The sequence below is a fragment of the Flavobacterium sp. genome (genome assembly GCF_027484205.1).
In the GTDB taxonomy this organism is placed as follows: Bacteria; Bacteroidota; Bacteroidia; order Flavobacteriales; family Flavobacteriaceae; genus Flavobacterium.
This window is the reverse complement of sequence record NZ_JAIXUB010000024.1, coordinates 121,150-134,072: the sequence shown is the minus strand read 5'-3', so window position 1 is coordinate 134,072 and position 12,923 is coordinate 121,150. Positions and strand designations below refer to the sequence as shown.

The window sequence follows — 12,923 nt, the reverse complement described above, 5'->3', positions numbered from 1 at the left end:
AATTAATTATATTGCTTTGAATAATATTTTTGATATTCACCTGAAGTGACATTTTTCAGCCAATCTTCATTAGAAAGATACCAATTAATTGTCCTTTCAAGTCCTTGTTCAAAAGTTACTGAAGGTTTCCATCCTAATTCTTTATTGATTTTTGAAGCATCAATAGCGTATCTTAAATCGTGTCCTGGTCTATCTTTTACGTAGGAAATCAATTTTTCTGAAGTACCTTTTTCTCTTCCAAGTTTTTCATCCATTTGAGAGCAAAGTAGTTTTACTAAGTCAATATTCTGCCATTCATTAAAACCGCCAATATTATAGGTTTCATGGTTTCTTCCTTCGTGAAATACCAAATCAATGGCAACAGCATGATCTTCTACAAAAAGCCAATCGCGTGTATATTTTCCATCGCCATAAACTGGTAATGGTTTGTTATTTATAATGTTATTTATAAAAAGTGGAATTAATTTTTCTGGAAAATGATTTGGACCATAATTATTAGAGCAATTCGTAATCACATAAGGCAATCCATAAGTTTCACCATAGGCACGAACAAAATGATCTGAACTTGCTTTTGATGCCGAATAAGGTGAATTTGGATCATACGAAGTTGTTTCTGTAAATAATCCTTCAGCTCCAAGCGAACCATAAACCTCATCAGTTGAAATATGATAAAAACGCTTTCCTTCCCTATTATCTTTCCAGATGGTTTTTGCTGCATTTAAAAGATTCATTGTTCCAATAACGTTAGTTTTCACAAAACTTAATGGATCAGTTATAGAACGGTCAACATGCGATTCAGCAGCTAGATGTAGAACACCGTCAAATTGATGTTTTTGAAATAAATCATTGATAAAATCAGCATCAACAATATCTCCTTTTACGAAGGTATAGTTAGGAGCATTTTCAATATCGGCAATATTTTCAAGATTTCCTGCATAAGTCAAGGCATCTAAGTTATAAATGTGATAGTTTGGATAGTTGTTAACAAATCGTCTTACCACATGAGAACCAATAAAACCTGCTCCACCTGTTATTACAATTTTTTTCATATTATAATTTTCCATCAATTTTACATTTTAAAACGCCTTTCACATCATAAACAACAGAATTTTGATTTTTAAATTGTTCTAAATCAATGTCCAAAAATTCTTTATGAGCAACACCTAAAACAATTGTATCAAATTTATCTGTTGGCAATTTATCTGTAGTCACTAATCCGTATTCATGTTTAACCTCAGCAGGATTAGCCCATGGATCGTAAACAGAAACATCTATTCCGTAATCTTTCAAAGCATTGATGACATCGACAATTTTAGTATTTCTAACATCTGGGCAATTTTCTTTGAAAGTAATTCCTAACATCAATAATTTAGAGTGATTTACAGGAATTCTTTTTTTAATCATTAGCTTCACAATTCGCGAAGCAACATATTCACCCATACTATCATTTAAACGTCTTCCTGCGAGAATAATTTCAGGATGATAACCTGCTTCTTGTGCTTTTTGAGCTAAATAATAAGGATCAACACCTATACAATGTCCTCCAACCAAACCTGGTTTGAAATTCAAGAAATTCCATTTAGTTCCAGCAGCTTCTAAAACTGCTTGCGTATCAATATCAAGAATATTAAAAATTTTAGCCAACTCATTCACGAAAGCAATATTAATATCACGTTGTGAATTTTCTATAACTTTTGCTGCTTCTGCTACTTTAATTGATGGTGCTAAATGAGTTCCGGCAGTAATAACGGATTTATAAATATCATTTACTTTAATTCCTATTTCTGGAGTTGAACCCGCAGTAATCTTTAAAATTTTATCAACAGTATGTTCTTTATCACCAGGATTAATTCTTTCAGGCGAATATCCTGCGAAGAAATCTTGATTGAACTTTAAACCACTATTTTTTTCTAAAACTGGCACACATTCCTCTTCGGTAAGTCCTGGATAAACCGTTGATTCATAAATTACGATGTCTCCTTTTTTCAAAACTTTAGCTACCGTTTCACTCGATTTATATAAAGGTGTTAAATCGGGTCTATTGTTTTTATCAACTGGTGTTGGAACCGTAATAATATAATAATTACAATCTTTTAAATCTTCAATACTTGTAGAACAATAAAGTCCATTTTTAGATAATGGTTTATCGATTAACACTTCTTGAAGTAACTCTTTTTCAACTTCAAGGGTAAAATCATTTCCATTATTAAGTTCATTAACCCTATTTTGATTGATGTCAAACCCTACAACAGGATACTTTGTCGCAAATAATCTTGCAAGTGGCAATCCAACATATCCTAAACCAATTATTGCTATTTTAATATCCATGCTTCTTTAATTTATTACGAACCTATAGCTTGAAAATGAAAACCTATTTTTGTTAATTTTTCTTTATCTAATAGATTTCTTCCATCAAATATAAACGCAGGTTTTAACATATTATCGTATATTTTTTGCCAATCATATTCTTTAAACTCATCCCATTCTGTCAATACTGCAATAGCATGAGAATCTTTACAAGCTTCATAAGGATTATCAAATGATTTAGTAAATTTTTCGTTCTTTTCTGGCTTTCTTGATTCTAAATAATTCAAATCGCTAATTACTTGATTGTAAGAAACTTTTGGATCATAAACAGCAATTTTTGCTTGTTCATTTATCAAATCATCAGCAACATATATTGCAGCAGATTCTCTTGTGTCATTCGTGTCTTTTTTGAAAGCCCATCCTAAAAATGTAATTTTCTTATCGGCAACAGTATTATATAAAGTTGTAACTATTTTTTTAGAAAAACGTCTTTTTTGATGGTCATTCATAATGATAACTTGTTCCCAATAATCAGCGACCTCATTTAAACCGTATGATTTAGCAATATAAACCAAGTTTAAAATATCTTTTTGAAAACATGAACCACCAAAACCAACTGATGACTTTAAGAATTTTGGACCAATTCTACTATCCATTCCTATTGATTTTGCTACTTCGTTTACATCTGCACCTGTTTTTTCACATAGTTCAGACATAGCATTTATAGAAGAAACTCTTTGAGCTAAAAATGCATTTGCAGTAAGTTTTGAAAGTTCAGAAGACCAAACATTTGTGGTAAGAATTCTTTCTTTTGGAACCCAATTTGCATAAACATCTACTAAAGACTGAATAGCGCTTTGACCTTCAGGAGTAGTATCTCCACCAATTAAAACTCTATCTGGAGCAAATAAATCTTCAACCGCTGTACCTTCTGCAAGAAACTCAGGATTTGAAAGAATTTGAAATTGCACTCCGTTTCCAGTATTATCTAAGATGTTTTTGATAGCTTCGGCAGTTCTTACTGGCAAAGTAGATTTTTCAATTACAATTTTATCATCTTTAGATACTCTTGCAATTTGTCTAGCACACAATTCAATATATTTTAAATCAGCTGCCATTCCTTTTCCACTTCCATAGGTTTTAGTGGGTGTATTTACAGATATAAAAATGGCTTGAGCTTCATCAATTGCTTTATCAACCTCGGTAGAAAAAAATAAATTTCTTCCTCTAGCTTCAGCAACAACTGCTCCTAACCCAGGTTCGTAAACAGGAATATTGTCAACATTTTCATCGTTCCATCTTTCAATTCTTTCAACATTTAAATCTACAACTGTTACTTTTATGTGTGGACATTTTTTTGCAATAACTGCCATTGTTGGTCCACCAACATATCCTGCGCCAATGCAGCAAATATTTGTAATTTTCATTCTTTTTTATTTTAAATTATTCCAATACCAATTCACAGCTTCTTTTAAACCATCTTGAAAAGAATATTTGGGGTTATATTTTAATAATTGTTTTGCTTTTTCAATGCTTGCCAATGAATGAGGAATATCTCCTACTCTATTTGGTCCGTAAATTATTTCAATATTTGCAATAGAACTATCATAGTCTGACAAATATTTTTTTAATGATTGAACCATTTCATTTAATGTAACTCTATCACCAAACGCTGTATTATAAACTGTGTTTAGCGCTTCTTGATTTTGAGTTGTCATTGCTAATTCATTCATTTGAATTACATTATCAATATAAGTAAAATCTCTTGAATAATTACCATCTCCATTGATTACTGGGCTTTCATTATTCATCAATTGCATTACAAATTTAGGAATTACTGCTGCATAAGCTCCATTTGGATCTTGTTTTCTTCCAAAAACATTAAAATAACGTAATCCAATTGTTTCTAACCCATAAGTTTTACTGAAAATTTCTGCATATAATTCATTAACATACTTTGTTATTGCATATGGAGAAAGTGGTTTCCCAATTTTATCTTCAATTTTAGGTAAAGACTCTGAATCTCCATAAGTAGATGAACTTGCGGCATAAACAAATCTTTTCACATTATTATCACGAGATGCTACTAACATATTCAAAAAACCTGAAATATTGACATCATTCGTTGTAATTGGGTCATTAATTGAACGAGGAACTGAACCTAATGCTGCCTGATGTAAAACATAATCAACATTTAGAGTAGCTTTTTTACAATCTTCTATATTTCTAATATCACCTTCAATTAAAGTAAAATTATCTTCCTTTAAAAATTTTTCAACATTATATCGATGTCCTGTAGCAAAATTATCCAAGCAAGTAACTTTATATCCTTTAGATAGAAAATATTCACAAAGGTTTGAACCAATAAATCCTGCTCCTCCTGTTATTAAGATTGACGTTTCCATTAAAAATTAATTTTTTTCATAAAACGTTTATAATATTTTACAAACATATTTTTAGGTTCATCTTCTTCATGGTATCCGTTTGAGTATGCTCCATAACCGTAGCCGTAGCCATATCCGTAACCTGCACCATATTTTGCTTTATTTTCAAAACCATTAAGAATAATACTTACATTGCTTAGTTCGTCTCTTTTTACTCGGTTATTAAGTAAATTTACCATTTCTTTTTTAGTGAAATTTTGACGCATAACATATAAAGTAACATCAGCATAATTAGATAATTCTACTGCATCAGTAACCAAACCTACAGGCGGTGTATCTAAAATAATATATTCATATTTTTTCTTCAATTCTTCCATCAATTCTCTCATTGTTTCACCCATAATCAACTCTGAAGGATTTGGAGGAATTGGTCCTGAAGTAATTAAATCAAGATTAGGTATCTTTGTTTTTAAAGTAACTTCTTCAAGTGTGTTTTGTCCAATTAAATAATTGACTGCACCAACATCATTTTTAAAATTAAAATCTTCAAATATTTTAGGTTTTCTTAAATCCAAACCAACAATAACCGTTTTTTTCTCGCTCATTGCAAAAACAGTTGCAATATTTATTGAACAGAATGTTTTTCCTTCACCACTGACTGATGAAGTAAGCATCAAAGTTTTTGTACCAGAAACATTTTGCTTTTTATATAAAAACTGTAATGAAGAACGAATTGCCCTAAATGATTCTGATAATGCTGACTTTGGTTTTTCAAAAACTGCTAAATTTGAATCTGAATGCTTTAATCCAACAACTCCAATTAGAGGTATCTGTGTTAGATTACTAATATCATCTGTATTTTGAATAGAATTATTAATAAAAAATATTAAAAATACTATAAGCAATGGGATTAGTAATCCTAAAAATATAGCAATTACATAATTAACTCCTGTTCTAGGTCCAATTAAACCATCACCAATATCTTTTGCTGGATCAATAAATTGTATATCCGATAAGTTTGCTGCTTTAACAATTTGAGCCTCATTTCTTTTTTGAAGATAAGCATCAATAATACTATTACTCAAATTGTATTTACGCATTATGCTGAGATACTCCTGATTGTCATCAGGCAAAGTCATTATTTTACTTTCCGCTTGAAAAATTTTATTTTTTACTTGTGAAGATTCGTATTGAATTGCCGCTTTAGCAGAATTTATATTTTCAAGTAACACTTTTTTTACCGATGCCATTTCGTTATCAATTTGGTCAAACATGACATCGCCTTTAGCTGAATAACCAATTTCAGCTCTTCTAATTGATAATTGTATCAATTTAGATACGTTTGTGATAACGTTAATATCATCAATTCCTGCAACTGCTGGAGCTGGAAGCTTAGAAAAATCATTTGAATTTTTCAAATAACTATTTAAAACATTATAGTAATTTAATTTTCTATCAATATCGTCTTTCTTGATATCTAATTCTAGAATTTGGTCTTGATAGGTTGAACCACCGCTTTCAATTTCCAAAACATTTTTACTTCTACTAAAATCTTTTAATTGATTATTTGCGTCTTTCAAATCATCTTCCATCAGACTTAAAGTAGTATCAATGTATTTTATAGTGTTTTCTGCAAAAAGATTTTTACTGTCTAATTGCATTTTCATCAACATTTTTACTGTAGCATTTAAATAATCAACTATTCTTGCTTTATTAGTTCCTTCCATTGAAAGCTTAATAATTGAACCTGCTCTTTCATCAATAGCAACCTTAACATTTCTGAATCTTGAAACGGTTCCATCAAATGAATTCATCTTTATAATATAATCGCTTCCAATGTAATTCTCGTCATTATCAACTAAAGATAAATTACAACTTAAATATGGTAAATTTATTTGCTGTCCAATTCTAAATCTCTTTTTTAAGATTCCCTGAACAACATCAACATTATCATACTTATTTGTACTGTAATTAATCACTTTAGCAGAATTTGAAGTAAAATCAATAGTAACTTCAAACTCATTTGGTGTTACAAACTTTATATTTATTGGTATTCCAGCTAATTGATTTTTAGATTTATCTAAATTTACTACAAATGGAGTATATCCATAAACATCTTCGGTAAAATATTTACCTTCTTTTAGATAATCAATATAAAAACTTAACTTATCAACTACTAATTCATTGTGAGATCGTGAACGTAAAGTTGTACCAATAGTTTGAACTTGATCAGAAGTTCCACCCCAATTAAAGACTAAACTTGTATTTGATGTAAACAACGGATTTTCCTGCTCACTTACAGCCAAAGTTGTTTCAAGTGAGTATATTTTTTGCTTTCTAATATTAATTTGATGCGCAATTGTCAAACAAACTATTAGACCTAAAACGAACCACTTCCAATAACTTGCTGTTTTGATCAAAAAACCTTTAAAATCAAAGCTGTTTTGGTTTTCAAAAAAAGAAAAATCTTTTACATCTAACATTATAAATGGCTATTTTAATTCTTAAGTAATAAAAAAGTAGTCGTTGCTAAGGATAAAATTGTAATTATAGTTCCTAATGACTCTATACCTGTTTTTCCCGTACCCCAAGATTTTTGTTTCAAAGGTTTTACATAAATATAATCATTAGGCTGTAAGTAAAACACTGGTGACTTTGAAGAGGATGCATCCGTTAAATCAATTGAAAATGTTTCACTTCCTTGAGGGAATTGTCTAATTACTTTAACATCTTTTCTATCGCCTGTTATGGTAATATCGCCTGAATTAGCTATTGCTTCAAGAATATTTAATTTTTCCATGAACAACGTTTTTGTTCCCGGACTTCCTACTTCGCCATTGATTGTATATCTAAATCCACCTAATTTTACATTAACAAAAAACTTGTCTTCTTTTTTAAAATATTCATCCAATAATTTCTTCTCAATTTTTTTTCTAACCTCTTCTACTGTGAAACCGAGAACATTAATCTCACCTATTATTGGAATTCTAATATTACCATGATCATCAACAGTATAACCATTAAAATAAATGTTGTCAGCTGTTTGAGCAACATTTTGAGAAGTTGTATTACTGAATATAGTGGCTAATTCTGCATCAATTGTTTTGATATTGATACTTAAAATATCATTAGATTGTAATCTGTAAGGTTTATAAACAGACTCATCTACTACTGTTTTATTATTATTTCCTTTGTCCTGCATGTAAACCATATCTTTTGTTGGGATACATGACGTAAAAATTATAGATATAAAAAATAGTATATAAAGTACTCGATTGTTCATTATCAAAAATAATTTAGCAAACAAAGATAGTTTTTCAAAACTAAAAACAAAAAAGTTAGAATAGAATATTGACTAATTATTTTTTAAAGAATTTTCAAACGGAACTCTTTGCAAAATACTTCTTCCTAAAGTAACCTCATCGGCATACTCTAATTCGTCGCCAACCGCTATTCCTCTTGCGATTGTTGAAGTTTTAATATCGCATTCTTTTATTTGTTTGAAAATATAAAAATTGGTAGTATCGCCTTCCATTGTAGAGCTTAAAGCAAAAATAATTTCTTCTATTACACCCAATTTTACTTTTTCAACTAACGAATTGATATTCAATTGACTTGGGCCAACACCATCAATAGGCGAAATTTTCCCACCAAGAACGTGATAAATTCCTTTAAATTGATTGGTATTTTCAATAGCCATCACATCTCTAACGTCTTCAACAACGCAAATTATTTTGTGATTTCTTGAGGTATTTGAACAAATTTCACACACATCAACATCGGAAATATTATGACAATTTTTACAAAATTTAATCTCATCGCGCATCGAAGTTAATGCTTGCGATAAAAAATGAGTTTGCTCACTCGGTTGTTTCAATAAATGCAATACCAATCGCAAGGCAGTTCGTTTACCAATTCCGGGTAATTGCGCCATTTCGTTGACCGCTTTTTCGAGAAGTTTTGATGAAAATTCCATGTGGCAAAAGTAAAGAAAAAGTTTGAAAACGAGAAGATGGAAGATAGAAGATGGAAATTTTAAAGATTTTAACTATTTTTTGGAAACTTCCATCTTCCAACTCTCATCTTCCAAGTTTTTTACTATTTTAGCACAACCAAAAAAACTATTTATGTCTTCAGGAACTATTTTAGCCATTATCATTATCTATTTCGGAGTTCTAATTTTTATTTCTAATCTTGTTAGTAAAAAAGATAGTAGTAACGATGCTTTTTTTAAGGCAAATAAAAATTCTAAATGGTATTTAGTAGCGTTTGGAATGATAGGAACAGCGCTATCTGGCGTGACATTTATTTCGGTTCCGGGACAAGTTGGCGATCCTAATATTCAATTTAAATATTTTCAATTTGTTTTAGGTAATGCACTAGGATTTTTAATCATTGCTAAAGTTTTGCTTCCGCTCTATTATCGAATGAATTTGACTTCGATTTATAGTTATATTGAACAAAGACTAGGAATTATTTCCTATAAAACCGCTGCATTTATTTTCTTAATAAGTAGAACAATTGGATCTGCAGCGAGATTGTATTTGGTGGTTTTGGTTTTACAACGTTATGTATTTGATGCTTTTGAAGTTCCTTTTTGGGTTACTGTTTTAATTTCTTTAGGTTTAATTTTCGCCTACACTTATCGTGGTGGCTTAAAAACAATTATAATTACCGACTCTTTGCAAACTTTCTTTTTGGTTTCTTCAGTAATTTTTACAATCATATTTATTTGCAGTAGTTTAAATTTTTCATTTGGAGAAGCATTTGAAGCCGTTAAAGAAAGTAATTATTCTAAGGTTTTTTTCTATGAAGATTGGTTAAAAAGCAACCATTTTATCAAACAAATTTTTGGCGGAATGTTTGTTACAATTGCTATGGTAGGATTAGACCAAGATTTAATGCAGAAGAATTTGAGTTGCAAAAACATTGGAGAAGCTCAAAAAAACATGTTCACTTTCACTGGGATTTTTGTGGTGATTAATATTTTCTTTTTAAGTGTTGGCGCCTTACTTTATCTATATGCTGAGAAAAATGGTATTGCAATTCCAATGGTAAACGATGTAAAACGTACCGATTTATTATTTCCTGAAATTGCCTTTAATCATTTAACTATCGTTCCTGCTGTAATATTTCTATTAGGATTGACAGCGGCAACATTTGCAACAACAGACTCCGCTTTGACTGCTTTAACAACTTCCTTTTGTGTTGATTTTTTGAGAATGGACAAAGAAGAAAACAAGAATAAAACAAACCAAGTAAAAACTAGACATTTAGTTCATATTGGATTTTCATTACTGATGTTTTTTGTAATTTTATTGATAAACTATTTTAATGATGCTTCTGTTGTGAGTTTAATTTTTAAAATCGCAGCTTTAACTTATGGACCACTTTTAGGATTATATGCTTTCGGGTTGTTTGTTAAAACAAAGACGGTAAATGAATATTTAGTTCCGCTAGTTTGTTTACTTGCTCCTACTTTAACTTTTTTAATTAGTGTTTATTCTAAAGAATTATTTGGCAATTATGAATTTGCTGAAGAATTAATTATCGTTAACGGATTGATTACTTTTATTGGTTTACTGATTATTAGCAAACCCGCTACTATTCAGACGAAGTTTTAGGAATGGAAAATCTATATATTTTTAGTGGACTTGGTGCTGACAAAAGAGTTTTTAAATATTTAGATTTTTCAAAATATAATGCAACTTTTATTGATTGGATTAATCCGTTTGAGACTGAATCAATTGAAGATTATGCAAAAAGATTAACTACACAAATTACTTCTGAAAATCCAACATTAATAGGTTTATCTTTTGGTGGAATTATGGCTGTTGAAGTTGGAAAAATTATTGAATCAAAGAAAATAATTTTAATTGCTTCTGCCAAAAGTAAAAATGAAATTCCTTTTTATTATCGATTTGCTGGATTTTTTAATCTTCACAAATTGATTCCAGCTAAATTAATGAAGAAATCCAATTATTTGAGTTTTTGGTTTTTTGGAATTGATAGTAAAGAAAATAAAATTCTTTTGAAAGAAATTTTAAAAGATACTGATGAAACTTTTCTAAAATGGGCGATTGATAAAATTGTAAACTGGAAGAATACTTATATACACAAAAATCTAAAACACATTCATGGAACTAAAGATAGAATTTTACCTATTCAATTTGTAAAATCATATGTCAAAATAGTTGATGGAGGACATTTTATGACTATTGACAAATTTGAAGAACTGAATATTGTTTTGGAAAATTCAATCAAAAATTAAAATGGAAACCTCACTAGCCCCGATTGAAGTGAAAACAAAAAATACTTTCATTGTTTGAAAGCATTTTTTATTGCAACGAAAAGCGGGAATTACTCCCGAAACTTCGGGACTGATAAAGCCCAAGCCATTCGCTCCTGACTTCGATATTTCGACAAGCTCAATATAAACAGAACTCAATCTGACATTAATTAATATTGATTAGTTGTCAATAAAACCAAGGTACAAGCTTCTTCTACTTTTATAGAATTGGCTTTTAGTAATTGGTAAAATTCTGGGTTTTCTGTTCCTGGATTGAAGACTACTCTTTTAGGTTTGGTTTCGATAATGTAGTTGTAATATTCGCGCTGACGAACCGGATTTAGGTACAAGGTTACGGTATCGATATTTTTTAGAGGAATATTTTTAGTTCTGATGGAAATTCCTGCAACTTCTCCTTGATTTTGCCCAATAGCAATAACCGAATGGCCTTTGTCAACTAGCATTGTTATGGCTTTGAAAGCGTATCTTTCGGGTTTGGTGGAAGCACCAAGAACTAAAGTTTTCTTATTTTTCATTTGGCAAAATTACGGATAATTGTTTTTATTTTAACTTTAGGCATTACTTCTTTATTTATCTTTGTCAAAAATTTAAACTTTTCAAAGAATGGATGTTTTCTTGAATACTTTTTTTGTTTTGCTAGGTGCATTGTTTTCGGTTTTGAATCCGATTGGTGCAATTCCGTTTTTTGTGGGTTTGACACAAGATTACAACAAAGCAGAACGTTCGCGAGTTTCTTTAATGGCTGCAATTAACGTTTGTATTATTTTAATTATTTCCTTTTTTGTAGGTGAATATGTTTTGAGTTTTTTTGGAATTACGATTTCGGCACTTAGAATTGCTGGTGGAATTTTGATTGCGAGTTCGGGATTTGGTTTGCTAAACGCCAATCCGAAAAAGAGAAAAGGTATTAGTAAAGAAGTGGAAGAAGATTTACAAAGTAGAACTTCAATTGCTTTAACGCCTCTTGCTATGCCAATGTTAGCTGGACCAGGTTCGATTTCGCTGTTAATAGCATTTAATCAAGATCATAAAACTACTCCTGAAATTTTGTCTTCTAGTCTTGCTATTTTCGTGGTTTCTATTCTAATTTTTTTGGTTTTGAGAAGCGCTCATTACTTAGCTAAATATTTAGGTGCATCAGGAATTGTGGCGATTTCGAGAATTGTTGGTTTCTTGACGGTTGCTATTGGTATTCAATATATTATTAGTGCAGTTTTGAGTATCATTAGAGGAATTTGATTCCACTAGAAATTAAAAATAGTAAAACAATGAAAAAAACAATTATTCTACTTCTTACACTTATAACTTTATTTTTTAGTTGTAATTCAACTAAAACAATTTCAAATACAGCAGACTCCTCTGAACTAAAAGAATTACTTACCATAATGCAAGGTCAATATTCTTCTGAAGCACATTCAAAAAGAGACACATCTTATTTTAATATTTCGTTGCGAATGGTTCCTATTTGGAAAAATAAAGGTCATTATTTATATGTAGAACAAGCTATGTTTAATAAACAAGAAAAACCATATAGAGTTAGAATTTACAAAATTAGCCAACATGGCAATGAGTTTGTAAGCGAAATTCATACGCTTAAAAATGAAAAAGAATGGATTGGCAAATGGAAAACTCCTGAAGCGTTTGATAAATTATCTGAAACAGATATCGAAGTAAAACAAGGTTGTGCAGTGGTATTAAAACGTATTGATAAAAATAAATTTTCTGGTGCTACTGGAAACAAAAGCTGTCCAAGTGAATTGCGAGGAGCAAGTTATGCTTCTTCAATTGTAACAGTCACTGAAAACGAAATAATATCTTGGGATCAAGGTTTTGATAAAAATGATAAACAAGTTTGGGGTGCAGAAAAAGGCGGATACCAATTTGTTAAATATTAATGACAGAAAATATAGAAAACAGAAAAT

General features: G+C 30.2%; 12 protein-coding genes. 4 read left to right on the top strand and 8 right to left on the bottom strand.

Annotation, left to right across the window (positions count from 1 at the left end):
- Nucleotides 1-2 precede the first annotated feature (2 nt).
- From rfbB to recR, 7 genes are all read right to left on the bottom strand, one after another.
- Nucleotides 3-1,049 (bottom strand): dTDP-glucose 4,6-dehydratase, encoded by a 1,047-nt coding sequence (gene rfbB, locus Q0049_RS11565; protein WP_298119851.1) that lies wholly within the window; start codon nt 1,047-1,049, stop codon nt 3-5.
- Between the two features lies 1 nt (nt 1,050).
- Nucleotides 1,051-2,328, bottom strand: coding sequence for a nucleotide sugar dehydrogenase (locus Q0049_RS11560; RefSeq protein WP_298119849.1), 1,278 nt, complete (start codon nt 2,326-2,328; stop codon nt 1,051-1,053).
- Between the two features lie 14 nt (nt 2,329-2,342).
- Nucleotides 2,343-3,734: a UDP-glucose 6-dehydrogenase gene (locus tag Q0049_RS11555; RefSeq protein WP_298119847.1), complete on the bottom strand. Its 1,392-nt coding sequence runs from the start codon at nt 3,732-3,734 to the stop codon at nt 2,343-2,345.
- A gap of 6 nt (nt 3,735-3,740) precedes the next feature.
- Nucleotides 3,741-4,712 carry an SDR family oxidoreductase gene (locus tag Q0049_RS11550; protein ID WP_298119845.1) on the bottom strand — a complete coding sequence of 324 codons (972 nt, stop codon included), beginning with the start codon at nt 4,710-4,712 and terminating at the stop codon, nt 3,741-3,743.
- Nucleotides 4,712-7,174, bottom strand: coding sequence for a polysaccharide biosynthesis tyrosine autokinase (locus Q0049_RS11545; RefSeq protein ID WP_298119843.1), 2,463 nt, complete (start codon nt 7,172-7,174; stop codon nt 4,712-4,714). Before Q0049_RS11545 ends, Q0049_RS11550 begins: the two co-directional genes overlap by 1 nt.
- 14 nt (nt 7,175-7,188) lie before the next feature.
- Entirely contained in the window at nt 7,189-7,974 is a 786-nt protein-coding gene (locus Q0049_RS11540) for a polysaccharide biosynthesis/export family protein (RefSeq protein ID WP_298119842.1), read from the bottom strand.
- A 72-nt stretch (nt 7,975-8,046) separates the two neighbouring features.
- Nucleotides 8,047-8,667: a recombination mediator RecR gene (gene recR / locus Q0049_RS11535; RefSeq protein WP_298119840.1), complete on the bottom strand. Its 621-nt coding sequence runs from the start codon at nt 8,665-8,667 to the stop codon at nt 8,047-8,049.
- 151 nt (nt 8,668-8,818) lie between these two features.
- Between recR and Q0049_RS11530 the strand changes: the two genes are divergently transcribed.
- Both Q0049_RS11530 and Q0049_RS11525 read left to right on the top strand, forming a co-directional pair.
- Nucleotides 8,819-10,315: a sodium:solute symporter gene (locus Q0049_RS11530; RefSeq protein ID WP_298119838.1), complete on the top strand. Its 1,497-nt coding sequence runs from the start codon at nt 8,819-8,821 to the stop codon at nt 10,313-10,315.
- A gap of 2 nt (nt 10,316-10,317) precedes the next feature.
- Nucleotides 10,318-10,962: an alpha/beta hydrolase gene (locus Q0049_RS11525; protein WP_298119836.1), complete on the top strand. Its 645-nt coding sequence runs from the start codon at nt 10,318-10,320 to the stop codon at nt 10,960-10,962.
- A gap of 188 nt (nt 10,963-11,150) precedes the next feature.
- Here Q0049_RS11525 and Q0049_RS11520 read toward each other — a convergent pair whose 3' ends face one another.
- Nucleotides 11,151-11,516 carry a CoA-binding protein gene (locus Q0049_RS11520; protein WP_298119834.1) on the bottom strand — a complete coding sequence of 122 codons (366 nt, stop codon included), beginning with the start codon at nt 11,514-11,516 and terminating at the stop codon, nt 11,151-11,153.
- Nucleotides 11,517-11,604: 88 nt separating this feature from the next.
- Between Q0049_RS11520 and Q0049_RS11515 the strand changes: the two genes are divergently transcribed.
- Nucleotides 11,605-12,240: a MarC family NAAT transporter gene (locus Q0049_RS11515; RefSeq protein WP_298119833.1), complete on the top strand. Its 636-nt coding sequence runs from the start codon at nt 11,605-11,607 to the stop codon at nt 12,238-12,240.
- Between the two features lie 29 nt (nt 12,241-12,269).
- Nucleotides 12,270-12,896: a chromophore lyase CpcT/CpeT gene (locus Q0049_RS11510; protein ID WP_298119831.1), complete on the top strand. Its 627-nt coding sequence runs from the start codon at nt 12,270-12,272 to the stop codon at nt 12,894-12,896.
- Nucleotides 12,897-12,923: the final 27 nt, after the last annotated feature.